The sequence below is a fragment of the Dietzia sp. 179-F 9C3 NHS genome, assembly GCF_045369825.1.
Taxonomy (GTDB): Bacteria; Actinomycetota; Actinomycetes; order Mycobacteriales; family Mycobacteriaceae; genus Dietzia.
Window position 1 is genome coordinate 25,967 of sequence record NZ_JBIQES010000007.1, and the last position, 25,461, is coordinate 51,427.

Genomic DNA, 25,461 nt, shown 5'->3' on the forward strand with positions numbered 1-25,461 from the left:
GGAGCGAGCCCATAAGGTGACCTCCGTCACACGTCCGATCGGTCGTCCGCCCGCCCGAGAGTTCCGACAAGGAGTCGTCCATGACCAGACCAGCCACCACAGGGGGCGTGAAGCCACGGGAGACCTTCTCCCGCCGCTCCGTCTTCGTCTTTGCCGCCATCGGCTCCGCCGTCGGCCTCGGCAACATCTGGCGCTTCCCCTTTGTCGCCTACGACAACGGCGGCGGCGCCTTCCTCCTGCCCTACCTCGTGGCCCTGCTCACCGCGGGCCTGCCCCTGCTGTTCTTCGACTACGCGATCGGCCACCGCTTCCGCGGCTCCGCCCCGCTGAGCTTCCGACGGATGAGCCGCTGGGCCGAGCCGATCGGCTGGATCCAGGTCCTCGTGGCCTTCGTCATCGCGGTCTACTACGCGGTGATCATCGGCTGGGCCGCCAGCTACGCCTGGTTCTCGATCGACGAGCGCTGGGGCCAGACCTACGAGGAGTCCGCCGAGTTCTTCAGCAGCACGTTCCTCAACGCAGCCAACGGTTTCGGATTCGACTTCGTCCCCTCCATCGTGATCGTCCTGGTCGCCGTGTGGATCATCACCCTCGGCGTCCTGCTCGCGGGCGTCCAGAAAGGCATCGGCCGCACCGCGCTGATCTTCGTCCCGCTGCTCGTGGTGCTGTTCGCCGCGCTCGTCATCCGCTCGCTGTTCCTCAACGGCGCGATGGACGGCCTCAACAAGTTCTTCACGCCGGACTGGGGCGTGCTCACCGAGCCGGGCGTCTGGGTGGCGGCCTACGGGCAGATCTTCTTCTCGCTCTCCGTGGGCTTCGGCATCATGCTCACCTACTCGAGCTACCTCAAGCGCAAGACCAACCTCACCAGCTCCGGGCTGGTCGTGGGCTTCTCCAACTCGGCGTTCGAGGTGCTCGCCGGCATCGGCGTCTTCGCGACTCTCGGCTTCCTCGTCACCACGTCGGCGGGCGCCGGCTGGGACGACGTCAGCGGCGGCCCGGGACTGGCGTTCATCGCCTTCCCCGCGCTCATCTCGCAGATGCCCGGCGGGCCCGTCTGGGGCGTCGTGTTCTTCGTCTGCCTCATCCTCGCGGGCCTCACCTCGCTCATCTCGATCGTCGAGGTCGTCATCTCGTCCTTCCAGGACAAGATCGGCGGCTCGCGCACCGTGGCGACCCTCGCTATCGGCCTACCGATGGCCGTCATCTCGCTCGTGCTCATGCCCACCGAACAGGGCCTGCAGAACCTCGACATCCTCGACAAGTTCTCCAACAACCTCGGCATCGTGGGCATCGCGCTCATCGCGCTCATCGCCGTGATGTTCGTGTTGCGGCTCGCCCCGCAGCTGCGGGACCACCTCAACTCGGTCTCGTCGTGGCCGGTCGGCACGTTCTGGATCTTCTGCCTGGCGATCCTCACCCCGATCGTCCTGGCCTACGCACTCGTCACCACGATCATCGAGCTCGTCAACGAGCCGTACGAGGGCTACGACCTGCCGGTGATCGGCGTGTTCGGCTGGGGCATGCTCGGCGCGATCCTCGTCCTCTCGGTGCTGCTCTCGCTGCTGCCCTGGCGCGGCGCCCGGCACCTCGACGGCCCGCCGGAGCTCGACGACGACCCGAGCGACTACGCCAACGAGTACGCCAACCGGGACGGGCTCGCCCCCCGCGAGGGCGAGACCGCCGCCGACTCCACCCGAAAGAAGGCCTGAGCCATGGATGCTCCCGCGATCATCATGATGGTGCTGTTCCTGCTCGTGATCTGGGGCGGACTCGTCGCCAGCATCGTGCACTACGTCGGGCACCCCGACGAGGCGGACGTCACGCCGCGCGTCAACCGCGACCTCTGACGCACTACCGACCAGAGACACGACCCCGGGCCCTCCACGCGAGGGCCCGGGGTCGTTCGTCATCGTGCGCCCGGGGAGACTTGAACTCCCACGTCCGAAGACACTGGAACCTAAATCCAGCGCGTCTGCCAGTTCCGCCACGGGCGCGCGGCCCGAGGGTACCCGGGCGAGGTGAGCCTACCGCGCCCTCGGCGGTACCGTGGAGGGGTGTCCGATACCCCCCGCGCCCGATCGACCAGCGGCGACTCCGCCGACGGTGGGCGCCGCACCGCCAAGGTCCGGCACCGGCCCTCCTGGATCGCCTTCGTGGTGGTCGGCGCGCTCTTCTGCCTGGGAATGGGCCTGTGGCAGCTCGCGCGCTACCAGTCCGTCTCGGGCAACGTGCAGAACCTCGGCTACACGTTTATGTGGCCGTTCCTCGCAGGCTTCCTCGTCTACGCCTACCTCAAGTACATCCGGCTCGAGGCCGACGCGGAGGCCGAGGCGGGAGCCGAGCCGGCGGGCGTGAGCCCGGCGCCCCGGGCCGACGGGGGCGCAGGGGGCCGGGGTGACCACGGTGACGACGACGAGCGCGCCGCCGCGCCCCGGGACCGGACCCGGCGCCGTCGTCCGGGCTCCACGCCCACCGAGATCCCGTCCGACATCCTGCCGACCCGGCGCCCCGCCGCAGCGGCCGAGCCCGAGGACGAGGGCCTGCGCGCCTACAACGCCTACCTCGCCGACCTCGACAGGCGGGACCGCCGGAGCGGCGACCGCCCCGCCGACCGATCCCAGGAGAACCCCGCACCATGACCACCGCAGACACCCGCACCACCGACACGCGCAAGCCGGACCCGGACGGCAAGATCAAGGGCGCGCTCGCGCGCTACCGCGTGCTCGCCTGGATCACCGGTGTGTGGCTGCTCGTGCTCACCGTGGAGATGGTCTACAAGTACCTCATCCTGGAGAGTTCCTCGGACGCCCCGGACTGGTTCACCTACATCGGCCAGGCGCACGGCGTGTTCTACATCCTCTACCTGTTCATGACGCTCGACCTGGCCATCAAGGCACGCTGGAAGGCGTCCCGCACGCTGCTCACGGCCCTGGCGGGGACCGTCCCGTTCCTCTCCTTCTGGTTCGAGCACATGCGCACCCGCGACGTCCGCTCCGAGTACGCGGTCTGAGGGGCCCCCGATCCGCGGTCCGGGACTAGGGTGAGCCGCGGACCCTCTCCCCACTGACGCTCACAGGATGTGACGTGACCGGCTCCACCGCCCAGACCGCGGCTCCCCGACCGGCCTCCCGCACCGCACGACGACTCCCCGGCACGACGCTCCAGCGGTTCGGCGTGACACTGGCAGTCCTCGTGCCGCTGCTCGTCCTCGTCGTCGACATCCCCGGCCTCGAGCCCCCCGCGCAGCGCATGCTCGCGGTGTTCGCGGTGGCGGTGATCCTCTGGGTGACCGAGGCGATCCCGCTGGTCGCCACCGCGGTCCTCGTGATCTTTCTGCAGGTGCTGCTCATCTCCGACGAGGCGCTGGTCGGCTTCGGCGCCGCCGTCGCGGGGCCGGGCGGCGAGGTGTTCGAGGCGCCCACCGCGGCGTCGATCTACGCGACGCTCGCCCACCCGGTGATCATCCTCTTCCTGGGCGGTTTCCTCCTGGCCGACGGCGCCGCCAAATACCGGCTCGACCGCAACCTCACCGCCGTGCTGCTGCGCCCGTTCCGCAGCAACCTGCGCCTCACCGTGCTCGGCCTCATGCTCATCACCGCGGTGCTCTCGGCGTTCATGTCCAACACCGCCACCACCGCGACGATGCTCGCCGTCCTCGTGCCGGTCCTGGCGGTCTCCCCCTCCCCCTCCGCCCGCACCGGCCTGGCGCTGAGCATCCCCGTCGCCGCCGCGGTCGGCGGCCTGCTCACGCCCGTGAGCTCCCCACCCAACGCGATCGCGGTGGGAACGCTCGCCGACCACGGGCACCCCCTCACCTTTGTGGACTGGCTCGTGGCCACCACGCCGCTCGTGCTGGTCCTGCTGGCCATCGCGTGGGCGCTGCTCTCGGTGCGCTACCTCGACCGGGGCACGGCCGTGGACATCGACATCACCGTGGACCTCGACACCCGGCCCCGGGCGGTCCTGTTCTACGTCGTGGCCGCCGTGACGGTGCTGCTCTGGCTCAGCGAGGCCGTCCACGGGATCCCGGCCGCCACGGTGGCGTTCCTCCCGGTGACGGTCCTACTGGCCACGTCGGTGATGACGGGCGAGGACCTGCGCCGCCTGCAGTGGCCCGTGCTGTGGCTCGTCGCCGGCGGCATCGCGCTCGGCAGCGGCGTGGCGGCCACAGGGCTCGACGAGTGGCTGATCGGACTCGTCGACTGGGCCGCGATGCCCGGCCTCGTCGTCACACTGGGCCTGCTGGCCCTCGCGATCCTCCTCGGCACCCTCATCTCCAACTCGGCCACCGCCAACCTCCTCATCCCGCTCGTGCCCGGGCTCGCGGTGACCGTGGGCACCGACTCGGTGGTGACGGCGGTCGGGCTCGCGGTGGTGTGCGGCCTCGGCATGGCGCTGCCGGTCTCCACGCCGCCCAACGCGATCGCGTACGCGACCGGCGAGATCAAGACCAAGGACATGGCGACCATCGGGATCGCCGTCGGCGTGGCCGGGCTGCTGCTCGTGGCCTTTGTCATGCCGCTGTGGTGGTCGCTCACGGGGCTCTCGTGACAGGCACCGCGGACGAGGACGGGCACGAGGCGCTGCCGTCGGTCCTCGTCGTGGGCCACGGACCGGTCGCCGCCGCGGTGGCCCGCGAGATCGCGTCCGCCGCCGACGGCACCGTGGTGGTCCACCGCGCGGACGGCGTCGCACCCGCCGCGGCGCTGGTCGCCTCCGCCGCCCGCACCGCGCCCGGCCCCTCCGTTGTGGTGGCCACCGACGACGACCACACGCCCGACGAACTGCTCGCCGCCGTGATCGCCGCCTCCGGGCCCGCCGACGCGCCCCCGCGGCTGCTCGTGGTGACCGCCCGCACCGCGATCGAGGGCATGGACCGGGCCGTCGAGGCCGGGCTGCTCGACGGCGTGGTGGCCGTGCCGTGGGCCCCCGGCGAACTCGGGCCGCGGATCCTCTCCCGCTGGGACCGCCTCGAGCGGCAACGGCTCGGCGCCGAGGCCGACGGCCGGGTGCGCGGTGGCTCGCGCGGCTCCCGTGGCGGCTCCCGCGAGGGCGGCGACCTGCCCGGCGTCGATCCCCGCGCCCGGGACCTGCTGCCGTCGGTGCGCGGCTCCCGCCAGACCGCCGTCGCCGAGCTCGTGGCCGCCGTCGAGGACGCCCTCGGCCCGCGCCCCCGCATCGCCCTGCCGCCGCAGGTCACGATCTCGCGCCGGGACTCGCGCCTCGAGGGCGTCTACGTGCTCCTACGCGGCGAGGTGGAGGTGATCCTGCCCGGACGCCCCCTCCCCGGGCCGGACAACCCGTTCCGCGGCGGCCCGATCATCGGCCTGCCCGGGTTCATCGGCGACCGCACCGCCCTGAGCACCACCCGCACGCTCACCGACTGCGAGCTGGTCCACCTGTCGGAGGAACAGCTCGTCGCCGCGCTCACCCGCAGCCGGCAGGTGGGGGTCGCGCTGGGCATCGTGGCGATCCACGGCCTCGACGACCGGCTCCGCCACGCCGAGAGCCAGCGCCGCACCGAGGCCGAGCTCGCCGCGCGGCTGCACGCCGAGGGCGAACGGCTCGGCGACGCCCTGGACGCCCTCGCCGAGGCCCGCGTCGAACTCATGAGCCAGGCCTCCAGTGCCGCGATCGGCCAGATGGCGGCGGGCCTGTTCCACGAGCTCAACAACCCGCTCGCCGCGCTCGAAGGCGCCCGCGACCACCTGCTCGCCAACCTCGATGTCCTCGTGGGCCGGGGCCCCGACGCCGACCTGCTCACCCGCGCCCTGCACCGCGCCCGCACCGCCGAGGCCCGCTCCACGCCGGAACTGCGCGCGGCCCGCCGCCGGGTCCGGTCGGTGCTGCCCGACGCCGAGACCGTGCGGCGGGTGGTGGCGGCCGGGTTGGACGACGACGAGACCCTGCGCTCGCTCGCGGCGGCGTCGCCGGGCACGCGCGAGGGCGTCGTCACCGCCGCCGCCGTAGGCTCCGCGGCCCGCAACCTCGACCTGGCCGTGAGCCACATCGCCGACCTCGTGTCCTCCCTGCGCTCGTCCATGCGCCCGCTGGACGCCGACTACGTGCACACCGACGTCGCCGAGACCCTCGACGACGCGCTGCGGATCGTCGGCCACCGCCTCCGCGGGCTGACCGTCGAGCAGGCCGTGGACGAGGGGCTGCCCGACGTCATGGCCCACCCGGGGCAGCTCACCCAGGTGTGGATCAACCTGCTCACCAACTCGGCCGACGTCCTCACCGGGCCGCAGGCGCCGGCCGACCCGCGGGTCGAGGTGCGCGCTGCCGTCACCGGGACCGGCGGCGTCGTGGTGTCCGTCGTGGACAACGGCCCCGGCGTGCCCGAGGATGTGCGCAAGCGGATCTTCGAACCCCGCTTCACCACCAAATCCGGCCGGATCCGCTTCGGCCTGGGCCTGGGCCTGGGCATCAGCCGCCGGATCGTCCAGGATCACGAGGGAGTGATCGAGCTGGACACCCGGCCCGGCCACACCGAGTTCCGGGTGATCCTGCCCGCCGCCCACCACAGCGAGGAGCCGTTGACGTGACCGCCTCCCGACCGCTCTTGCCCCGACCCGGGGCGCGGCTCGTGATCCTCGTGCTCGAGGACGAGCCCGAGGTGCGCGACGCCCTCGAGGCCGACCTCGCCCCCTTCGCCGACGTCACCCGTGTCGAACCCGCCGAGGACGTCGACGACGCCTACGCCGTGCTCGACGAGGTGGACGCCGACGGCGACCTGCTCGCCCTGGTCCTGGCCGACCATCGCCTGCCGGGCCGCTCCGGCACCGACTTCCTCGTGGACCTGGTCTCCGGCGGCCGGTACCCGCACGTCCGCACGGTGCTCGTCACCGGGCAGGCCGACCACGCCGACACGATCCGCGCCGTCAACCTGGGCGGCCTCGACCACTACATCGCCAAGCCCTGGGACACCGACGACCTGCGCGCCCAGGTGCGGCGCCAGCTCACCGAGTTCGTGCTCCGCGCCCGCATCGACCCGGTCCCGCACCTGCGCGCGCTCGAGACCGAGCGGGCCCTCGAGGAGGTCCGCCGCCGCAGCGAGCTGTAGTGCGCCCGCGAACTCGACGGGGTCAGGCCCCGGCGGCGAGCTCCCGGAGCACGGGCACCAGCGCGCGCAGCGCCCGACCGCGGTGCGACTCGGCGTCCTTCTCCTCCGGCGTCAGCTGCGCGGCCGCGCGTTCGGCGCCGGCGGGCTGGCCGGCCGGGAGGAACAGCGGGTCGTAGCCGAAGCCGCCGTCGCCGCGGGGCCCGTGCAGGACGGCGCCCTCCCAGCGGCCCTCCTCGACGACCTCATCGCCCGGGACGCCGGGGCCGACCAGCGCGCAGGCGGAGACGAACGCGGCGCCGCGGCGCTCGTCGGGGACGTCGGACAACTGCGCCAGGAGCAGCTCGTTGTTGGCGGCGTCGTCGCCGTGCCGGCCGGACCAGCGGGCGGAGAGCACGCCCGGCATGCCGTTGAGCGCGTCCACGGTGAGGCCGGAGTCGTCGGCCAGGCACGCCAGGCCGGTGGCACGCGCCCCGGAGCGGGCCTTGATGAGCGCGTTCTCGGCGAAGGTCGCGCCGTCCTCGGGGGCCTCCGGGAAGTCGGGGACGTCGGCCAGCGAGACGGGCTCGATGCCGGAGATCCCCTCGGCGTCGAGCACGCGCTGCAGTTCGGCCAGCTTCTTGGCGTTGCGGCTCGCGACGAGCAGTCGGACGGCCACGGGTCAGCGCCCCTGGGCGAGGTCGGGAGTGGGCAGCTCGCCCGGGTACGGGGCGGCCAGGGCCTCGCGCTGCAGGGCGAAGAGGCGCTCGCAGCCGGCCTGGGCGGAGTCGAGCATCGCGTCCAGGACGTCGCGGCCGAAGGCGGCCCCCTCGGCGGTGCCCTGCACCTCGATCAGCTTGCCGCCGTCGGTGCACACCACGTTCATGTCCACCTCGGCGCGGGAGTCCTCCTCGTACGGCAGGTCACACAGCACGCGGCCGTCGACCACACCCACGCTCACCGCGGCGACGGCTCCTATGAGCGGGTTTCCGGTGACGGCGCCCTTGTGCTGCAGCCACGTCACCGCGTCCGCCAGCGCCACGTAGGCGCCGGTGATCGCCGCGGTCCGGGTGCCGCCGTCGGCTTGAAGGACGTCGCAGTCCAGGGCGATGGTGTTCTCGCCCAGCCGGGACAGGTCGATGCACGCGCGCAGCGAGCGCCCCACCAGCCGGCTGATCTCGTGCGTCCGGCCACCGACCTTTCCGCGGACGGACTCGCGGCCCGAGCGCTCGTGGGTGGCGGCGGGCAGCATCGCGTACTCGGCCGTGAGCCAGCCCAGTCCGGAGCCCTTGCGCCAGCGCGGCACCCCCTCGGTGACGCTGGCGGTGCACATGACGCGGGTCTGCCCGAAGGTCACAAGCACCGAGCCGGCAGGGTGGGAGGTGAAGCCCCGCGTGAGGGTGACGTCGCGGAGGTCGCCGTCCGCGCGTCCGTCGAGCCTGCGTGCCTGAATGCCGTCTGCTGAGGTACTCACGACCGCCGATCCTAGCGGCCGGGCGGGCCTCAGATGGCCAGGCGCAGGTCGGGCTCGGCGAGCAGGACCTCACCCCCGAACTCGCGGGCGGCCTCGTCACGGACGGCGTCGCGGTCGGTCCACGGCGGGATGTGGGTGAGCACGAGCCGCCCCACACCGGCGCGGGCTGCGGTGCGGCCGGCCTCGGTGCCGGACATGTGCATCCCCGGCGGCCGCTCCCCCTCGTGCGTCCAGGACGCCTCGCAGAGCAGCACGTCGGCTCCGGCGGCCAGCTCGACGAGCGACTCGCAGTACGCCGTGTCGCCGCTGTACACGAGCGTCCGACCCTCCCGGGAGGTCAGGCGCAGCCCGTAGGACTCCGGTGGGTGGTCCACGCGTTCGGCCCGCACGGTGACGGCCACCTCGCCGTCATCCCCCCGGAGTTCCACGTGGGGGGTCACGTCCCAGGTCCGGACGTCGAACGTGTCCGTGAGGTCGTCGACGGCGCCGGGCTCCTCCGCCGACGCCACGCCGATCCGGTACGCCGTGCCCGACGGCCCGATGAGCGGCGCGACACCCGCGCCCGTCGCCTCGGGGCCGTAGCGGCGCCAGACCAGGAGGCCCGGCACGTCCAGGCAGTGGTCGGCGTGGAGGTGCGAGAGCAGGACGGTGGCGTCTTCCGGGGAGACGTGGCGCTGAAGCGCCCCGAGGACCCCCGGGCCCATGTCGACGACGACCGGCGCGCAGCCCTCGACCTCCACGAGGTAGCCCGACGCCGGCGAGCTCGGCCCGCCCAGGCTGCCCGAGGATCCGAGGACAGTCAGAAACATGGCCACCATCGTGCCACGGCGGGCTCGACGCTGCTCACTCCGCGTCGACGCGCCCTACTCGCACCAGCCCCGGCCCGAGGAACCGCGAGGCCACGCGCCGGAACTGGTCCGGGTCTCCGGTGACGAGGTACTCGTGGGCGGGCGGGTCGGTCGGGTCGTGCGGTCGCAGCAGGTCGGCGGCGGTGAGCACGCGCAGGACGTCCTTGGCGGTCTCCTCGGCGCTGGACACGAGCGTCACGTGGTCGCCCACGGCGAGCTGAACCACCCCGGACAGCAGCGGGTAATGGGTGCAGCCGAGCACCAACGTGTCGACGTCCGCGTCGCGGATCGGCGCGAGGTAGGCCTCCGCCAGACCGAGGACCTGCCGGCCGCTCGTGATGCCGCGCTCCACGAACTCGACGAACTTGGGACACGCCACCGAGGTGAGCTCCACCCCGACTGCGGCGGCCACGGCGTCGTCGTAGGCGTGCGACGCGACGGTCGCGCGGGTGGCGATCACGCCCACGCGGCCCGAGCGGGTGGTGGCCACGGCACGGCGGGCCGCCGGCTGGATCACCTCGACCACGGGCACCGGGTAGCGCTCGCGCGCGTCGCGCAGCATCGCGGCGGAGGCGGTGTTGCACGCGATGACGAGGAGCTTGACTCCCCTCTCGACCAACGCGTCGGCCACCGCGAGGGCGTGCCGACGCACCTCGGCGATGGGAAGCGGGCCGTAGGGCCCGTGGGCCGTGTCACCCACGTAGACGAGGGACTCGCCGGGCAACTGGTCGGTGATCGCGCGGGCCACGGTGAGGCCGCCGGCGCCGGAGTCGAAGACCCCGATCGGAGCGCGCGCGTCGGGGCCGGGCGCCGCAGTTCCGGACCCGCTCACCGTGGCGGGCCGGGGGTCCAGCGCACCGATCCGGCGTCGACGGGCCGCGGCGTGCGGTCGCGCCGCTTGAGGCCCGCCGCGGCGAGCAGCCCGCCCACGGCCCCGCCGAGGTGGCCCTGCCACGAGATTCCCTGCTGCAGCGGCGACAGGCCCGCCAGCGCGCCCACGCCGTAGTAGAAGGCGATGACGAGGCCCACGACGATGTGGAAAAAGCGTCGGCTGAAGAAGCCGCGGGCGATGACGTAGAAGATGTAGCCGAAGACGATGCCGGAGGCGCCGATGTGGACGGTGCCGTGCAGGCCGAGCAGCCACGACACGAGGCCGCCGATCGCCCACGAGAACAGCGTGACCTTGACCAACGGCCGCAGGCCCGACAGTGCGATGATCGACCCCAGGACCAGCAGACCGATCGAGTTGTTGGCCAGGTGCGCCCAGTCGCCGTGGAGGAACGGCTGGAAGACGATGCCCAACAGGCCGCCGCCCTCCTGCGGACGGACGCCGTACTCGTCGAGCGGTCCGTCGTAGCCCGGCGTGCCGAGGGCCGCCTTGAGCACCTGGTCCGCGGCCTCCACGATCCACATGAGGGCGACGAAGGAGAACAGGAGGACCAGGGCCGGCCAGCGGCGCGGCCCCGGGGCGGTGGTGGCGCCGGGCACCGGGCCGCGGCTCGTGCGTGGGTCGTGGTTCATCGGTTCCTCACTCCCCCGTCAGGGCGCTGCACAGGGAGTCCTGCATGAAGGTCAGCCAGTGGTAGACGTCCAGGTGGGCCGAACGGGGGTCCGACTCCGGGACGTGCTCGGGGATGGTGGTGGCCACCTCGCCGTCGACGCCACTCGCCTCGAGGAGGAGCGCCCCCAGCCCCAGACGGACGTCGTTGAGGCATCCCATCCACGAGCCGGCCTGCGCCTCGGTGAGCGAGACGGTGCCGCCGCGCGCGGGCAGGGTCCGCAGGACCACGGCCGCCGCACCGAGCTTGGTGTCGATGATCTCGGGCTCGTGGATCATCCGCATCCCGGCGTTGTGCGCGCGGGCCACGGCCCGGCGGTCCGCGTCCGGCTGGTCGTCGGCGAGCTCGGCGCGGTGGAAGTCCGGGAGCAGTCGCGCCAGCGGCGCCTCGGCGGGCGCCTCGGAGTGGCCGCTGCGCATCCCGGTGAGCTCGGCGAGCTCGTCCCGGGGCGCCGAGTCGCGCCGCTGCTCGAGCATGTCGACGACGTTGGAGACCAGAGCGTGGAGGATCTGCACCTCGTGCGGTTCCATGACCGCCTTGATCCGCGGGCCGCCCAGCGACCCCTTGCGCTTCCAGGCCTTCACCCCGTCAGAGCTCCCGCTGCATCGTGGCCCACAGTCCGGCCTCCTGCAGCTTGCGGACGTCGTTCTCCACCTTGTCGCGACCGCCGGAGGAGACCACCGCCCGCCCCTCGTTGTGGACCTTGAGCATGAGCTCTTGAGCCTTCTCGCGGCTGTAGCCGAAGACCCGCTGAAACACGAACGTCACGTAACTCATGAGATTGACGGGGTCATCCCACACCACGGTCAGCCACGGCTTGTCGATCCCGCCGTCGAGCGCCGTATCCGTGGACTCCACGGGCGCCGCCGAGGGCGTCGCCACCACGGGGATGGCGCTCCGGGCGGCCGCGCGGGGGGCGGTCACGGTGTGCATACCGCCAGAATACGGATTCCCGGGCGGTCGGCCACGCCGTAGAGTCGGCTCCGTGCCCTCCGGTCCCGCCCCGAATCCGTCCACCGCGCTGCTCACGGACAAGTACGAGCTCACCATGATCCGCGCCGCGCTCGCCGACGGAACGGCCGACCGGCCGTGCGTCTTCGAGGTGTTCGCGCGCCGCCTGCCCGCCGGCCGCCGCTACGGCGTGGTGGCCGGGACCGGCCGGCTCGTCGAACGCCTCGCCGACTTCCGGTTCACCGACGCCGAGATCGACGTGGTGGCCGACGCCCTCGACCAGCGGACGGTGGACTGGCTACGGAACTACCGCTTCACCGGACAGATCGACGGCTACCCGGAGGGCGAGCTGTACTTCCCGGGATCGCCGGTGCTGAGCATCCGGGGCGGGTTCGCCGAGTGCGTGGTGCTGGAGACCCTCGTCCTGTCGATCCTCAACCACGACTGCGCGATCGCCTCGGCGGCGGCCCGCATGACGGCGGTCGCCGGCGGGCGGCCGATCATCGAGATGGGGTCCCGCCGCACCCACGAGGAGGCGGCGGTCGCGGCCGCCCGCGCCTCCTATCTCACCGGCTTCGCCTCGACGTCCAACGTCGAGGCCACACGCCGCCACGGCGTCCCGTCGGCGGGGACCTCCGCGCATGCCTTCACCCTCCTGCACACCGGCCCCGACGGGCCCGACGAGCCGGCGGCGTTCCGGTCCCAGGTCGCCACCCTCGGCGTGGGCACCACACTGCTCGTGGACACCTACGACATCACGCAGGGCGTGATCAACGCGGTCGAGGCCGCCGGCCCGGAACTCGGCGGCGTGCGCATCGACTCCGGCGACCTGGGCGTGCTGGCCCGGCAGGTCCGCGCGCAGCTCGACGGCCTGGGCGCCAGGTCCACCAAGATCGTCGTCTCGGGGGACCTCGACGAGTTCGCGATCGCCGCCCTGCGTGCCGAGCCCGTGGACGTCTACGGGGTGGGCACGCGCCTGGTCACCGGCTCGGGGGCACCGACCGCCGGGATGGTCTACAAGCTCGTGGAGGTCGACGGCATTCCCGTGGCCAAACGCTCCGCCCACAAGGAGTCGCTGCCGGGCGCCAAGCGGGCCGTCCGACTGCACCGCCGCTCGGGCACCGCCGTCGAGGAGGTCCTCTTCCCGGCCGCCGGGCCCGCGCCCGCCCCCGAGCCCGGGCTCACGTCGCGGGAGCTGCTCTGCCCGCTGGTCCGCGACGGCGAACCGGTCCCCGGCCTGCCGACGCTCGCCGCGTCGCGGGCCCACCACTCGGCCGCCATGGTCTCGCTGCCCTGGGAGGGGCTGGCTCTGAGCGAGGGGGACCCCGCGATCCCGGTGCGGGTGGTCCCCCCGGGCGCCTGAGCCACCTGCACCTGAGCCGACGCCGCCACCCCCGGATCCGCGGTCTTAGCGACGAGCCGGCGGCCATCCTCGCGGTGGTCGCCGGTGGGCACCGCATGCCGTGGGCGGCGTCCTCGCTGTATGGTTCGTGGTCCGGAACATTCCGTTCGAACCGTTCCTGGCGCTCCGCGTGTGAGCGTCGCCGGTCCGGTCATCACGTTCCGCGAACGAGGAGGACACCATGTCGTACGACCCCGACCGGTCCCCCTACGACCCCTACGATCCCTACGGCGAGCGGGATCATTCGTACGGCTACCAGTCCGCGTACGGCGGCCAGCAGCCCGGCGCGTATCCGCCTGCGGCATACCAGGCGGCGGCGCAGCCCTACCCGGTGCAGGCACCGACCAACGGGTACGCGATCGCCTCGTTGATCTGCGGGATCGGGGTCTTCATGGTGGGCGTGACCTTTATCCCCGCGATCATCTGCGGGCACATCGCCCGCGCCCAGATCAAGCGGACCGGCCAGGACGGCGACGGGCTCGCTCTCGCGGGCCTCATCCTCGGCTACATCGGGCTCGTCTCGGTCGTGGCGATCGTCGCGTTCTTCGTCATCATGATGGTCGCGGTCGCCGGGAGCGCGTCCTACTACTGACCTGTCCGACCCCACCGGTAGGGTCACCCGCGTGACCGACACGCTGCCCGCCGTCCCCGAGTTGCTGGCGGCCGCCGTCGAGTCTCTCGGCGGGAGCGAGCGCTCCGGGCAGGTCCTCATGGCCGAGGCCGTGGGCAACGCGCTGTCCACGGGCGAACACCTCGCCGTCCAGGCAGGGACCGGCACCGGCAAGTCGCTGGCCTACCTCGTGCCCGCGCTGCGGCACGCCGTGGCGACCGGAGGCACCGTCGTGGTCTCCACCGCCACGATCGCCCTGCAGAACCAGCTCGTCGACCGCGACCTCCCCCGCCTGTCCGCGGCACTGCGGCCACAGCTCGGGGTGAGCCCCACGCACGCCATCCTCAAGGGCCGCGGCAACTATCTCTGCCTGCACCGCATCGGCACCGGCCCGACCGACGAGCCCGACCCGGACGAGGTCGCCGACGAGGAGCTGTTCGACCTGCCGATCGGCGGGGAGTCCACGGCTGCCCGGCCCCCTCGCGGATCCCGCGACTCCGGCCCCTCGTCATGGCTCGGTCGGGAGATCGCCCGCCTGCACGACTGGGCGCAGGACACCGAGACCGGCGACCGCGACGACCTGCCCCGCGGCGTATCCGACGCCGCGTGGCGGCAGGTGTCGGTGACGAGCCGTGAATGCCTGGGCCAGCTGTGTCCCCACGTCTCGGAGTGCTTCGCGGAACTCGCCCGCCAGGAGGCCGCCCGTGCCGACGTGGTGGTGACCAACCACGCGCTGCTCGCGATCGACGCGATGACCGACGTCTCCGTGTTGCCCGAGCACGACGCGGTGGTGATCGACGAGGCCCACGAGCTCTCGGACCGGGTGACGGGGGTGACGACGGCGGAGCTCACCGGCGCGGCCGTCATCCAGGCCGCGCGCCGGGCCGCCAAGCTGGTCGACCAGCAGACCGCCGACCGGATGGCGGCCGCCGGCGAGGGCCTGGCCGGGCTGCTCGAGCTGTGCCCGGAGGGCCGGTGGGACCTGCTGCCCGAGGGCGCGGACCTCGCCCTGGCCGCCGTGCGGCAGACCGCCGAGAACTGCCGCAGCGCGATTCCCGGCCCCAAGCCGGGCGAGGCCGCCGGGGACCCGCAGGGCGCCTCTGACCGCCAGAAGACCCTCGCCGCGCTCGACGAGGTGGCCGACGCCGCCGACCGCATGCTCGCCTCCTACGACCGTCCCGTGGCCGACCGCCTCGAGATCGTGTGGATGAGCGTCGAGGAGCGGCGCGGCCGCGTACTGCGCGTGGCACCGCTGACCGTGGCCGGGCTGCTGCGCTCGCGGCTCTTCGCCGAGTCCACCGTGGTGCTCACCTCGGCCACGCTCACCACCGGCGGCCGCTTCGACGCGCTCGCCGCCACGTGGGGCCTGCCGCCCGCGTCGTCCGCCCGCATCGACACCGCGAGCGCGGTGGCCCTGGAACCGCCCTCCGACGACGACGCCAGGCAGCTGCGCTGGACCGGGCTCGACGCCGGCTCGCCGTTCGACTACCGCCGCAACGGGATCCTCTACATCGCCTCGCACCTTCCGGCGCCCGGCCGCGACGGCGCCTCCCCCGAGGCCGAGGACGCGCTCGTGGACCTCGTGACCGCCGCCGGCGGCCGCACCCTCGGACTGTTCTCCTCGATGCGCGGCGCCAAGGCCGCCGCCGAGCTCCTGCGCGAGCGCCTCGACACCCCCGTGCTGTGCCAGGGCGAGGACTCCACCGCCAACCTCGTGGCCGCGTTCGCCGACGACGAGGAGACCACCCTCGTCGGCACGCTCTCCCTGTGGCAGGGCGTCGACGTCCCCGGCCGCGCGCTCTCGCTCGTGGTGATCGACCGCATCCCCTTCCCGCGGCCCGACGATCCGCTTCTCTCCGCCCGCCAGCGCGCCGTGGCCGCGAAGGGCGGCAACGGCTTCCTCGCCGTCGCCGGCAACCACGCGGCCCTGCTGCTCGCCCAGGGGGTCGGGCGCCTGCTGCGGCGCACCGACGACCGCGGCGTCGTGGCCGTACTCGACTCACGACTGGCCACCGCCCGCTACGGCGGCTACTTGCGAGCCTCGCTGCCGCCGTTCTGGGAGACCACCGACCGCGACGTGGTGATCGGCGCCCTCGAGCGCCTCCGCGACGCCCACTGACACGGCCCGGTGTCAGGTGCGGTCGGCGTCAGGCGGGACAGGGCCGGCGCCCGCGGCGATCACGGTGAGCGATCCCGGGGCCACCTCGGTGTAGCCGGCATCGACCACCGCCGCCACGCCGGGCGCTCCCGCGACCACGTCGGCCGAGAGCTCTGCCCAGTGGCCGGGGCCGGCCTCCCGCACGGCCACCGGTAACCCGGCCGCGAGCCAGTCGTCCAGGCGCGGGCGCTCCAGCGCGGCCGCAAGGAGCATCACCCCGTGGCCGACCTGCGCGGCGGCCTTGCCCAGCGACATCTCGAGCCGGGCGTCGATCCACACCACCGGCACGCCGGGCGGGGGCGGGCCGGGCTCGTCGCGGTCGAGCTCGGTACCGCCGATCTGTAGCCGGCGCAGACGCGGGTCCACGGCGTCGACCGGGCCGGGGACCAGCGCCCGGGCCGCGCAGCCGGAAACGGACCGCTCGAGGCCCGGCAGCTCGCCGGCGGTGGTCCAGTGGGCGCCACGGGCGCGGCGGGCGATCTTGCGCATCGGGGCGTCCAGCCACGCGGCGAACGGCTCGTGCCACGGGCCGCCCGGTGCAACGCGCTCATCCAGGCAGAACCGGGCGACGGCGCCCGCGGCGGCCTCGAGCAGTGGTGTGCGGGCCGGACGCGGGTCCCGAGGCACGTGCAGCACGATCGGCATCGCGCGCGCGGAACCCCGCTTCTCGGGGTCCTCGGCGTAGGCCGGCCCCTCCCGGAGGCGGGCGTGGCACCAGTCCAGTGCCGCACCCCGCGCCGGGGTCCAGTCCCCGCTCACGCCAGCGGAACCCGCCGATACGTGCCGGCAGCGGTGTCCGCCGCCTCGATCTCGTCGCGGGTGATGCCCAGGACGAAGAGCACGGCGTCGAGGAACGGGGCCGAGAGCGAGGCGTCGGCCACCTCGCGCAGCGCGGGCTTGGCGCAGAACGCGATGCCCAGGCCGGCGGTGGTGAGCATGTCGATGTCGTTGGCACCGTCGCCCACCGCGACGGTCTGGCTGAGCCGGATGCCCAGCTCGTCCGCGAACTCGCGCAGGTAGCGGGCCTTGGCCTCCCGGTCCACGACCTCGCCGAGGACGCGGCCGGTGAGCCTGCCGTCCACGATCTCCAGGGTGTTGGCGCGCGCGAAGTCCAGGCCCAGTTCCTCGGCGAGCCCGGAGATCACCTGGATGAACCCGCCGGAGACCACGCCGCAGCGGATCCCGAGCCGCTTGAGGGTGCGGATCGTGGTGCGGGCGCCGGGGGTGAGCACGATGCCCGAGGCCACCTCGTCGATCACCGTGGCCGGCAGCCCGGCGAGGGTGGCCACCCGCTCGTGGAGGGACTGGGCGAAGTCGATCTCTCCGCGCATCGCCCTCTCCGTGACGGCCCGGACCTCCTCCTCCTTGCCGGCGTGGGCGGCCAGCATCTCGATGACCTCGCCCTGGACGAGCGTGGAGTCCACGTCAAACACGACGAGGCGCTTGGCGCGGCGGGCCAGGCCGGCCCGGTCCACGGAGATGTCCACCCCGTGCTCGTCGGAGAGCGGCGCGAGCGCCTCCCGCAGACGGGTGTCGTCGGCGGCGTCGCGGCCGGCCGTGGAGACGAGGAGTTCGAGGCCGGTGACGGGGTAGTCGGCGATCCCACGAATGGAGTCGATGTTGGCGCCGATGCCGGCGAGGGCTCCGGCCACCGCGGAGAACGCCGCGGCGGTGACGGCGCTGCCGAGCAGCACCACGGCGTGCGTGGACGGGGCCGGCGGGGGCGCGAGCTCGTCGAACTGCACCTCGAGCTGCATCCCGAGGTCGGTGACCTGGTCGGTGAGCTCCCGCACGAGGGTGACCGCGTCGGCGTCCTCGCCGACCCGCACCATGAGCCCCAGCGAGAGGTGGCCGTTGACCACGACCTGCTCGACGTCGACGAGGTCGGCACCGTGGTCGGCGAGGGTGGCCATGACCCGCGCGGTGACGCCGGGTCGGTCGGGGCCGGTGACGGTGAGGAGGGCCGGGGTGCCGGTGGTGCTCACATGTGCTCCTGACGGGTGCGCGCGGGGAGGGATCGGTCGGTGGACATGCGAAACCCCGCCGGTGGGAGAGCTTACCGGCGGGGTTTCGCTGTGCTGGCCCGTGGGTGAGTACGGGCCGCGGGGTCAGCTCCGCTGCGGGGTCGGACCGCGGTCCGCGACGTCCTTGGCCGTGTCCGGGCTCTTGGCCTTGGTCCGGCCACCGACGTGGGCCTCGGCCCGCATCCGCTCGCTCATGTGCGGGTAGTGCAGCTCGAACGCGGGACGCTCGGAGCGGATCCGCGGAAGCGTCACGAAGTTGTGGCGCGGCGGCGGGCAGGAGGTGGCCCACTCGAGGGAGTTGCCCGCGCCCCAGGGGTCGTCGACCGTGACGATCTCGCCGTACCGCCAACTCTTGATGACGTTCCAGATGAACGGCAGCATCGCGATTCCCAGGATGAACGAGCCGACGGTCGAGATCTGGTTGAGGACGGTGAAGTTGTCCGACTCCAGATAGTCGGCGTAGCGGCGCGCCATGCCCTGGTTGCCCAGCCAGTGCTGGACGAGGAACGTGGTGTGGAAGCCGATGAACATGAGCCAGAAGTGCAGTTTGCCCAGCTTCTCGTCGAGCATCCGGCCCGTCATCTTGGGGAACCAGAAGTACACGCCGGCGAACGTGGCGAACACGATCGTGCCGAAGAGCGTGTAGTGGAAGTGCGCGACGATGAAGTAGGTGTCCGAGATGTGGAAGTCGATCGGCGCCGAGGCCATCATGATGCCGGTCAGGCCGCCGAAGAGGAAGGTGACGATGAAGCCGAGGGCGAAGACCATCGGCGTCTCGAACGTCATCTTCCCGCGCCACATCGTGCCGATCCAGTTGAAGAACTTCACACCGGTCGGGACGGCGATGAGGAACGTCATGAAGGAGAAGAACGGCAGCAGGACGGCGCCCGTGACGAACATGTGGTGCGCCCACACGGCCATGGACAGCGCGGCGATGGCCAGGGTCGCAAAGACCAGGCCGGCGTAGCCGAACAGCGGCTTGCGCGAGAACACCGGGAAGACCTCGGAGACGATGCCGAAGAACGGCAGCGCGAGGACGTACACCTCGGGGTGTCCGAAGAACCAGAACAGGTGCTGCCACAGGATCGCTCCGCCATTGGCCGAGTCGTAGATCCGGCCGCCGAAGGTGCGGTCGTAGAAGACACCCATCGCGGCGGCGGTGAGCAGCGGGAAGATCATGAGGATGAGGACCGACGCCACGAGGATGTTCCACGTGAAGATCGGCATCCGGAACATGGTCATGCCCGGGGCGCGGAGGCAGACGATGGTGGTGATGAAGTTGACGCCACCGAGGATGGTGCCGATACCACCGATGCCGACGCCGAGGATCCAGAGGTCGGCGCCGACGTACGGCGAGTACTCCGCGCTGGCCAGCGGCATGTACATGGTCCAGCCGAAGGCCGCGGCGCCGCCCGGGGTAAGGAAGCCCGAGAGCATCAGCGTGCCGCCGGCCGCGAACAGCCAGAAGCCGAAGGCGTTGAGGCGGGGGAACGCCACGTCGGGGGCGCCGATCTGCAGCGGCATGACGAAGTTACCGAAGCCGACGACGATCGGCGTTCCGTAGAGCAGCAGCATCACCGTGCCGTGCATGGTGAACAGCTGGTTGAACTGCTCGTTCGACAGGAACTGCATACCCGGCAGGAAGAGCTCCGCACGGATGAGCAGCGCCATGAGGCCGCCGATGAAGAAGAAGATGAAGCACGTGACGATGTACATGATGCCGAGCATCTTGTGGTCCGTCGTCGTGAGCATCTTCCACACGAACGAGCCCGGCCGGGCGTTGCCCGTGGGCTCACCCGGCGGGTGATCGAGGTCGTGGACCGGCTTGGGTGCCACTGCGGTCATAAGGGGTCCTCCAAAACGCCTCACCCGACGTCGGGGGTCGAACCACCGACCCCACGTCGAACGCAAAGGAATAGTGCGTGACCGCAATCCTAGCCCTCTGCTGAGAAGTTGGACCACCCACCCCGCCGAACTTCCCCGAGGCGGAGCGAGGCTGACCACGACCGACGCGTCGATGCCGGTCCCAGGACCGCATCTCCTAGGCTCGACGCCATGACCGACACCGCGCCGCCCCGCCGCCACCCTGTCCGGGGGCACCTCCGCGCCCGCGCGCGGCTCGCGGTGCCGGTGGTGGCCGGGCTGGCGCTGGCCGGGTGTGGCCCCTCCCCCGTCGACATGGTCGAGCACCCCGTCACGACCACCCCGTCGCGCATGGCGGGCGAGCGGCTCCAGCGGGCGGCCGTCCCCGAGGAGTCGTGCGCCCCGGCCCCCGCCGCGCCCGAGATCGACGGCGCGGGCGACCGCGCGGTCGATTCGGCGGGGCCCGGCCCGGACCGGGTCGAGGTCCCGCGGTCGCCCGAGCGGATCCTCGCCCTGGGGGCCGGCGCCGTGGACGTGGCGTGCGCGCTGGGCCTGCAGGACCTCGTCGTCGGCACCTCCGGGTTGCCGCGCGACGCCGACGCCTACCTCCCCCGCCCCCTCGTGGAGCTCCCCACGCTCGACCCCGCGTCGGAGGACGTGGCCGGGGACGCGCGGGCGCTGCGGCCGGACCTCATCGTGCTGGCGGACACCGGCGACCTCGACCCGGCCGTGGTCTACGCGCTCGGCGATGTGGCCCCGACCGTGGTCTACGACGCCGACGTCCTGAACTGGGCCGACGCCACCGAGGCCGTGGCCGACACCTACGGGCGGCCGCGCGCCGGTGGCGAGCTCCTGCTCGACGTCATCGCCCTCGCCGAGTCCACCGCCGAGCGGACCACCCCGTCCGACACGCGGGTGTCGCTGCTGTCGGTCGAAGGCGACGAGGCCACGGTGCAGCGGCCCGACACCCTGGGCTCGCTCATGCTCGAGGCCGTGGGGGCGCAGCGGCCGCCCGGGCAACGGACCCGTGACGGCGAGGGGCTGCCCCCGCTGCCGGAGTCGCCACTCGCGGGCGACGAGCTCGACGGCGACGTGATCTTCGTCGTCGTGGGCGGCGACCCGGGCGCCGAGGAGCGCGCCCGCGCCGCGTTCGCCGACGACCGGTTCCAGGACCTCGGCGCCGTGGGCGCGCGCCGGATCTTCGTGGTGGACCGCGCCGTGTGGGAGGGCGCGGGCCCCGTCGCGGCGCGCGCAGTGCTCGATGACATCTCCGACTCGATCAACGGCGTCGCCCCCGACGGATAGTGATCCGACGGGGGCGCGACTCCGACGCGGATGCGGGTCAGAAGTCCCAGTCCTCGTCCTCGGTGGCGACGGCCTTACCCATGACGTAGGAGCTGCCCGAGCCGGAGAAGAAGTCGTGGTTCTCGTCGGCGTTGGGGCTCAGCGCGGAGAGGATGGCCGGGTCGACGTTGGTGTCGTCCTTGGGGAACATCGCCTCGTAGCCGAGGTTCATGAGCGTCTTGTTGGCGTTGTAGCGCAGGAACTTCTTGACGTCCTCGGTCCAGCCGACCGGGTCGTAGAGGTCCTCGGTGTAGTCCGCCTCGTTGTCGTACAGCTCGAAGAGCAGCTCGAACGTGTGGTCCTTGTACTCGTCCTGCTCGGCCTGGGTGAGCTGCTCGACCCCGCGCTGGTACTTGTAGCCGATGTAGTAGCCGTGCACGGCCTCGTCGCGGATGATCAGCCGGATCACGTCCGCGGTGTTGGTGAGCTTGGCGCGCGAGGACCAGCGCATCGGCAGGTAGAAGCCCGAGTAGAACAGGAGCGACTCGAGCATGGTCGAGGCGATCTTGCGCTTGAGCGGGTCCTCGCCCTTGTAGAAGTCCAGGACGATCTTGGCCTTGCGCTGCAGGAACTCGTTCTCCTCCGCCCAGCGGAACGCCTCATCGATCTGCGGCGTCGAGCACAGGGTGGAGAAGATGGTGGAGTAGCTCTTGGCGTGGACCGACTCCATGAAGGCGATGTTGGTGAGCACCGCCTCCTCGTGCGGGGTGACGGCGTCGGGGATCATGCTCACCGCGCCGACGGTGCCCTGCAGGGTGTCGAGCAGGGTGAGGCCGGCGAACACCCGGATGGTGACGAGCTTCTCCTGGTCGTTGAGCGTCTCCCACGACTGGAGGTCGTTGGATACCGGCACCTTCTCTGGCAACCAGAAGTTGGTGGTGAGCCGGTCCCACACCTGGTCGTCCACGTCGTCGGTGACGCGGTTCCAGTTGATCGCCGACACACGGTCGACGAGCTTCGGGCGGATGCCCGCGGCGGGGCTGTGCGAGCCCGGGGCGTGCATGTCGGTGGTCATGTGGTCGTACGCCTTTCGTGACGGACGGCGGTGGTCGGAACGGGGGCGGGTCAGAGCATGCAGGAGACGCAGCCCTCGACCTCGGTGCCCTCGAGGGCGAGCTGGCGGACGCGGATGTAGTACAGCGTCTTGATGCCCTTGCGCCAGGCGTAGATCTGCGCCCGGTTGACCTCGCGGGTGTCGGCCGTGTCCTTGAAGAACAGGGTGAGCGAGAGGCCCTGGTCGACGTGCTGCGTGGCCGCGGCGTACGTGTCGATGATCTTCTCGTAGCCGATCTCGTACGCGTCCTGGTAGTAGTCCAGGTTGTCGTTGGTCAGGTAGGGCGCCGGGTAGTAGACCCGGCCGATCTTGCCCTCCTTGCGGATCTCGATCTTCGAGGCCACGGGGTGGATCGACGCGGTCGAGTTGTTGATGTAGCTGATCGACCCGGTGGGCGGCACGGCCTGCAGGTTCTGGTTGTAGATGCCGTGCTCGGCCACCTCGGCCTTGAGGTCGCGCCAGTCGTCCTGGGTGGGGATCGCGACGCCGGCCTCGGCGAAGAGCTCGCGCACCCGCTCGGTGGCCGGCTCCCACACCTGGTCGGTGTACTTGTCGAAGAACTCTCCGGTGGCGTACTTCGAGCGCTCGAAGCCCGCGAAGGTGGTCCCGCGGTCCTTCGCGATGGCGTTGGAGGCGCGCAGGCAGTGGTAGAGCACCGTGTAGAAGTAGATGTTCGTGAAGTCCACGCCCTCGGCGGACCCGTAGTGGATCCGCTCGCGCGCGAGGTAGCCGTGGAGGTTCATCTGCCCCAGGCCGATCGCGTGCGACTCGGAGTTGCCGCGCTCGATGGACGGCACCGAGTGGATGTGCGTCTGGTCGGACACCGCGGTGAGGCCGCGGATGGCCACCTCGATGGTCTGGCCGAAGTCCGGCGAGTCCATGGCCTTGGCGATGTTGAGCGAGCCGAGGTTGCACGAGATGTCCTTGCCGATGTGGCTGTAGGACAGGTCCTCGTTGTACTCCGAGGGGGTGGAGACCTGGAGGATCTCCGAGCACAGGTTGGAGTGCGTGATCTTGCCGTCGATCGGGTTGGCCCGGTTCACGGTGTCCTCGTACATGATGTACGGGTAGCCGGACTCGAACTGCAGCTCGGCGACGGTCTGGAAGAACTGCCGCGCGTTGATCTTGGTCTTGGAGATCCGGCTGTCCTCGACCATGTCGTGGTAGTGCTCGGAGATGTTGACGTCCGCGAACGGCACGCCGTAGACCCGCTCGACGTCGTACGGCGAGAACAGGTACATGTCGTCGTTACGCTTGGCCAGCTCAAAGGTGACGTCGGGGATCACCACGCCCAGCGAGAGGGTCTTGATGCGGATCTTCTCGTCCGCGTTCTCCCGCTTGGTGTCGAGGAACTTGAGGATGTCCGGGTGGTGCGCGTGGAGGTACACCGCGCCCGCGCCCTGGCGGGCGCCGAGCTGGTTGGCGTAGGAGAAGGAGTCCTCGAGCAGCTTCATCACGGGGATGACGCCGGAGGACTGGTTCTCGATGTGCTTGATCGGGGCGCCGTGCTCGCGAAGGTTGGACAGGAGTAGGGCCACGCCGCCGCCGCGCTTGGACAGCTGCAGGGCGGAGTTGATACCGCGGCCGATGGACTCCATGTTGTCCTCGATGCGCAGCAGGAAGCAGGACACGGGCTCGCCGCGCTGCTTCTTGCCGGCGTTGAGGAACGTCGGGGTGGCGGGCTGGAAGCGGCCGTCGATGATCTCGTCGACGAGCTGGCGGGCCAGCGTCTCGTCGCCGGCGGCGAGCGAGAGCGCGACCATGCAGACGCGGTCCTCGTAGCGCTCGAGGTAGCGCTTGCCGTCGAACGTCTTGAGCGTGTACGAGGTGTAGTACTTGAACGCGCCGAGGAAGGTCGGGAACCGGAACTTCTTGCGGTAGGCGTGGTCGAACAGGTCGCGCACGAAGTTGCGCGTGTACTGGTCCAGCACCTCGCGCTCGTAGTAGTTCTTGTCCACCAGGTAGTCGAGCTTCTCGTCCAGGTTGTGGAAGAAGACGGTGTTCTGGTTGACGTGCTGGAGGAAGTACTCGCGGGCCGCCTGCCGGTCGCGGTCGAACTGGATCTTGCCGTCCGCGTCGTACAGGTTGAGCATCGCGTTGAGCGCGTGGTAGTCGAGGCGCGTGTCGCCCTCGTGCGACCCCTGGGCGGCGTCGGACTCCGTGATCACTGGTGTTGCCAAAACTCTTCCAATCCCTTGCGGACGCGCTCCACGTCCTCGTGTGTGCCCATGAGCTCGAACCTGTACAGGTAGGGCACGCCCGTCTTGCGGGCGATGATGTCGCCGGCCACCCCGAAGGTGTCGCCGAAGTTGCTGTTGCCGGAGGCGATGACGCCCCGGAGAAGCGAACGGTTGTGCGGGTTGTTGAGGAACGTCACCACCGGGCGCGGCACCGAGGCGGCGCTGCCCCCGGTGATCTCCCGGCAGCCCCCGTAGGTGGGGACGATGAGCACGTACGGGTCGTGGACGACCGGGGTGACCTCCTTGGCGCGCAGCGGGAGCCGCAGCGCCGGGAGCCCGAGCTTGTCGACGAACCGCTTGGTGTACCCGGAGACGTTCGAGAAGTAGACGATCCTCACCGGCTCGGTGTCCGGCAGCGGAGCCGCCATCACTACCCCTCTCGTGTCACATCAGCGGTCGGTACCCCGGGTCAGGCCACGGCCCGGGCGAGCGCCTTGATGCGGTCCGGGCGGAAGCCCGACCAGTGGTCCGAGCCGGCCACCACGACGGGGGCCTGGAGGTAGCCGAGGGCCATGACGTACTCCCGCGCCTCGTCGTCCACCGAGATGTCGACGACCTCGTACTCGACGCCCTGCTTCTCGAGCGCCTTGTAGGTGGCGTTGCACTGGACGCAGGCGGGCTTGGTGAAGACGGTGACCATGAGTCGGGGGACCTCTTTCGGCACGGGCGCCGCTGGCGGCGCGGACGGGGTCTTCTGGCGGGTGGTCGTCGGAACCGGCTACTTCGCCCGGCCTGTGGACAACCGTGGTGTCTGTCTGGCGTCGCCGCCCGAATCCCACCGATGGGATTAGTGGGGCCGCAACGTCCTAGACACTACCCCTAGTGGCCGTAAGGTCAATGCACCACAACATTTTGGTCTTACACCGATGGTATTCCCAGGTCACGATCC

25 protein-coding genes and 1 tRNA gene are annotated in these 25,461 nt (G+C 71.6%); 11 read left to right on the plus strand and 15 right to left on the minus strand.

Annotated elements, in window-relative coordinates; translation table 11 throughout:
* Positions 1 to 80: 80 nt before the first annotated feature.
* On the plus strand, positions 81 to 1,712 hold the full coding sequence (locus ACH0BZ_RS09900; protein ID WP_406898082.1) for a sodium-dependent transporter: 1,632 nt from the start codon (positions 81 to 83) through the stop codon (positions 1,710 to 1,712).
* Between the two features lie 3 nt (positions 1,713 to 1,715).
* Complete coding sequence (locus ACH0BZ_RS09905; RefSeq protein WP_406898084.1) at positions 1,716 to 1,850, plus strand: methionine/alanine import family NSS transporter small subunit; 135 nt, start codon at positions 1,716 to 1,718, stop codon at positions 1,848 to 1,850.
* A gap of 65 nt (positions 1,851 to 1,915) precedes the next feature.
* Here the strand turns inward: ACH0BZ_RS09905 and ACH0BZ_RS09910 are convergent.
* Positions 1,916 to 1,997 (minus strand) — tRNA-Leu (locus tag ACH0BZ_RS09910).
* Between the two features lie 60 nt (positions 1,998 to 2,057).
* On the opposite strand from ACH0BZ_RS09910, the gene ACH0BZ_RS09915 reads away from it, so the two are divergent.
* The 5 genes from ACH0BZ_RS09915 to ACH0BZ_RS09935 all read left to right on the plus strand — a co-directional run bounded on the left by ACH0BZ_RS09915 (position 2,058) and on the right by ACH0BZ_RS09935 (position 7,069).
* Positions 2,058 to 2,642, plus strand: a complete 585-nt coding sequence (locus ACH0BZ_RS09915; RefSeq protein WP_406898085.1) for a hypothetical protein — start codon at positions 2,058 to 2,060, stop codon at positions 2,640 to 2,642.
* Positions 2,639 to 3,013, plus strand: coding sequence for a DUF3817 domain-containing protein (locus ACH0BZ_RS09920; RefSeq protein WP_406898086.1), 375 nt, complete (start codon positions 2,639 to 2,641; stop codon positions 3,011 to 3,013). Before ACH0BZ_RS09915 ends, ACH0BZ_RS09920 begins: the two co-directional genes overlap by 4 nt.
* 74 nt (positions 3,014 to 3,087) lie before the next feature.
* Positions 3,088 to 4,554 carry an SLC13 family permease gene (locus tag ACH0BZ_RS09925; protein WP_406898087.1) on the plus strand — a complete coding sequence of 489 codons (1,467 nt, stop codon included), beginning with the start codon at positions 3,088 to 3,090 and terminating at the stop codon, positions 4,552 to 4,554.
* Positions 4,551 to 6,551 (plus strand): sensor histidine kinase, encoded by a 2,001-nt coding sequence (locus ACH0BZ_RS09930; RefSeq protein ID WP_406898089.1) that lies wholly within the window; start codon positions 4,551 to 4,553, stop codon positions 6,549 to 6,551. The genes ACH0BZ_RS09925 and ACH0BZ_RS09930 overlap by 4 nt, the downstream gene beginning before the upstream one ends.
* Positions 6,548 to 7,069, plus strand: a complete 522-nt coding sequence (locus tag ACH0BZ_RS09935) for a response regulator (RefSeq protein WP_406898090.1) — start codon at positions 6,548 to 6,550, stop codon at positions 7,067 to 7,069. Before ACH0BZ_RS09930 ends, ACH0BZ_RS09935 begins: the two co-directional genes overlap by 4 nt.
* Positions 7,070 to 7,091: 22 nt before the next feature.
* Here ACH0BZ_RS09935 and ACH0BZ_RS09940 read toward each other — a convergent pair whose 3' ends face one another.
* The 7 genes from ACH0BZ_RS09940 to clpS are packed head-to-tail and all read right to left on the minus strand — an operon-like array spanning position 7,092 to position 11,859.
* On the minus strand, positions 7,092 to 7,724 hold the full coding sequence (locus tag ACH0BZ_RS09940; RefSeq protein WP_406898091.1) for a non-canonical purine NTP pyrophosphatase: 633 nt from the start codon (positions 7,722 to 7,724) through the stop codon (positions 7,092 to 7,094).
* A 3-nt stretch (positions 7,725 to 7,727) separates the two neighbouring features.
* A complete protein-coding gene (gene rph, locus ACH0BZ_RS09945) occupies positions 7,728 to 8,519 on the minus strand; it encodes a ribonuclease PH (protein WP_406898093.1) in 792 nt (263 codons plus the stop codon).
* A gap of 29 nt (positions 8,520 to 8,548) precedes the next feature.
* Positions 8,549 to 9,328, minus strand: coding sequence for an MBL fold metallo-hydrolase (locus ACH0BZ_RS09950; protein WP_406898095.1), 780 nt, complete (start codon positions 9,326 to 9,328; stop codon positions 8,549 to 8,551).
* A 34-nt stretch (positions 9,329 to 9,362) separates the two neighbouring features.
* Complete coding sequence (gene murI / locus ACH0BZ_RS09955) at positions 9,363 to 10,199, minus strand: glutamate racemase (protein ID WP_406898096.1); 837 nt, start codon at positions 10,197 to 10,199, stop codon at positions 9,363 to 9,365.
* Positions 10,196 to 10,888 carry a rhomboid family intramembrane serine protease gene (locus ACH0BZ_RS09960; protein ID WP_406898097.1) on the minus strand — a complete coding sequence of 231 codons (693 nt, stop codon included), beginning with the start codon at positions 10,886 to 10,888 and terminating at the stop codon, positions 10,196 to 10,198. Before ACH0BZ_RS09960 ends, murI begins: the two co-directional genes overlap by 4 nt.
* 7 nt (positions 10,889 to 10,895) lie before the next feature.
* Positions 10,896 to 11,510, minus strand: a complete 615-nt coding sequence (locus tag ACH0BZ_RS09965) for a DUF2017 domain-containing protein (protein ID WP_406898099.1) — start codon at positions 11,508 to 11,510, stop codon at positions 10,896 to 10,898.
* 4 nt (positions 11,511 to 11,514) lie between these two features.
* The gene (gene clpS / locus ACH0BZ_RS09970) at positions 11,515 to 11,859 is read right to left on the minus strand and encodes an ATP-dependent Clp protease adapter ClpS (protein ID WP_406898100.1); all 345 of its coding nucleotides are present in this window, start codon (positions 11,857 to 11,859) and stop codon (positions 11,515 to 11,517) included.
* Positions 11,860 to 11,911: 52 nt separating this feature from the next.
* Between clpS and ACH0BZ_RS09975 the strand changes: the two genes are divergently transcribed.
* From ACH0BZ_RS09975 to ACH0BZ_RS09985, 3 genes are all read left to right on the plus strand, one after another.
* On the plus strand, positions 11,912 to 13,240 hold the full coding sequence (locus tag ACH0BZ_RS09975) for a nicotinate phosphoribosyltransferase (protein WP_406898101.1): 1,329 nt from the start codon (positions 11,912 to 11,914) through the stop codon (positions 13,238 to 13,240).
* Between the two features lie 220 nt (positions 13,241 to 13,460).
* Positions 13,461 to 13,871 carry a DUF4190 domain-containing protein gene (locus ACH0BZ_RS09980; protein ID WP_406898103.1) on the plus strand — a complete coding sequence of 137 codons (411 nt, stop codon included), beginning with the start codon at positions 13,461 to 13,463 and terminating at the stop codon, positions 13,869 to 13,871.
* A 31-nt stretch (positions 13,872 to 13,902) separates the two neighbouring features.
* Positions 13,903 to 16,008 (plus strand): ATP-dependent DNA helicase, encoded by a 2,106-nt coding sequence (locus ACH0BZ_RS09985; protein ID WP_406898104.1) that lies wholly within the window; start codon positions 13,903 to 13,905, stop codon positions 16,006 to 16,008.
* A 12-nt stretch (positions 16,009 to 16,020) separates the two neighbouring features.
* On the opposite strand, the gene ACH0BZ_RS09990 is transcribed toward ACH0BZ_RS09985, so the two are convergent.
* From ACH0BZ_RS09990 to ctaD, 3 genes are all read right to left on the minus strand, one after another.
* Positions 16,021 to 16,806 (minus strand): peptidyl-tRNA hydrolase, encoded by a 786-nt coding sequence (locus ACH0BZ_RS09990; RefSeq protein WP_406898105.1) that lies wholly within the window; start codon positions 16,804 to 16,806, stop codon positions 16,021 to 16,023.
* Positions 16,803 to 18,032, minus strand: a complete 1,230-nt coding sequence (gene serB / locus ACH0BZ_RS09995; protein ID WP_406898107.1) for a phosphoserine phosphatase SerB — start codon at positions 18,030 to 18,032, stop codon at positions 16,803 to 16,805. The genes ACH0BZ_RS09990 and serB overlap by 4 nt, the downstream gene beginning before the upstream one ends.
* Before the next feature lie 123 nt (positions 18,033 to 18,155).
* Positions 18,156 to 19,916, minus strand: coding sequence for a cytochrome c oxidase subunit I (gene ctaD, locus ACH0BZ_RS10000; RefSeq protein ID WP_406898108.1), 1,761 nt, complete (start codon positions 19,914 to 19,916; stop codon positions 18,156 to 18,158).
* 210 nt (positions 19,917 to 20,126) lie between these two features.
* Here ctaD and ACH0BZ_RS10005 point away from each other — a divergent pair, with 210 nt between their 5' ends.
* Positions 20,127 to 21,239: an ABC transporter substrate-binding protein gene (locus ACH0BZ_RS10005; RefSeq protein ID WP_406898109.1), complete on the plus strand. Its 1,113-nt coding sequence runs from the start codon at positions 20,127 to 20,129 to the stop codon at positions 21,237 to 21,239.
* A gap of 37 nt (positions 21,240 to 21,276) precedes the next feature.
* Here the strand turns inward: ACH0BZ_RS10005 and nrdF are convergent, their stop codons facing one another.
* The 4 genes from nrdF to nrdH form a co-directional block, all read right to left on the minus strand.
* A complete protein-coding gene (nrdF, locus tag ACH0BZ_RS10010; protein WP_406898308.1) occupies positions 21,277 to 22,281 on the minus strand; it encodes a class 1b ribonucleoside-diphosphate reductase subunit beta in 1,005 nt (334 codons plus the stop codon).
* A 62-nt stretch (positions 22,282 to 22,343) separates the two neighbouring features.
* Positions 22,344 to 24,500 (minus strand): class 1b ribonucleoside-diphosphate reductase subunit alpha, encoded by a 2,157-nt coding sequence (gene nrdE / locus ACH0BZ_RS10015; protein ID WP_406898110.1) that lies wholly within the window; start codon positions 24,498 to 24,500, stop codon positions 22,344 to 22,346.
* On the minus strand, positions 24,497 to 24,940 hold the full coding sequence (gene nrdI / locus ACH0BZ_RS10020) for a class Ib ribonucleoside-diphosphate reductase assembly flavoprotein NrdI (protein WP_406898111.1): 444 nt from the start codon (positions 24,938 to 24,940) through the stop codon (positions 24,497 to 24,499). The genes nrdE and nrdI overlap by 4 nt, the downstream gene beginning before the upstream one ends.
* Before the next feature lie 41 nt (positions 24,941 to 24,981).
* Entirely contained in the window at positions 24,982 to 25,212 is a 231-nt protein-coding gene (nrdH, locus tag ACH0BZ_RS10025; protein WP_406898113.1) for a glutaredoxin-like protein NrdH, read from the minus strand.
* Positions 25,213 to 25,461 lie beyond the last annotated feature (249 nt).